Source organism: Micromonospora sp. DT4, from assembly GCF_049841675.1.
Lineage (GTDB): Bacteria > Actinomycetota > Actinomycetes > Mycobacteriales > Micromonosporaceae > Micromonospora.
Genome location: NZ_JBNCKT010000422.1, coordinates 1 through 374, shown reverse-complemented (window position 1 = coordinate 374; position 374 = coordinate 1). Strand labels below are relative to the sequence as shown.

1 pseudogene is annotated in these 374 nt (G+C 61.0%); it reads left to right on the top strand.

Annotated features, from left to right (window positions below):
• A pseudogene (locus ACLQ24_RS30410) lies at positions 1-173 on the top strand (IS256 family transposase); the annotation flags it as partial.
• Positions 174-374 lie beyond the last annotated feature (201 nt).

The window sequence follows — 374 nt, the reverse complement described above, 5'->3', positions numbered from 1 at the left end:
ACGCCCGCGGGCACTTCCCCACCGAGCAGGCCGCGCTGAAAATCCTCTACCTCGCGGTCACCAGCCTCGACCCCACCAGCAACGGCCGCACCCGATGGTCCAACCGCTGGAAAGCAGCGTTGAATGCCTTCGATATCACCTTCGACGGCCGGGTCTCCGCCGCCCGCCGGTAAACAGCCCAACATCATCGATAGAACAGAGAGAAGTTACACCGTTCGGATGACAGACCCCCCGACAGCGGGTTGTCGGTCGGGTGTCCCAGCGATAGAGCGTGCGGGCTCGTTGGATGAGTTGACGGATCGTACGTGTTCAGCCAACGTCAACGGCATGATCATGCCTTGTCGAGACTCTCGCCGATCTGGTCAAACCATTAC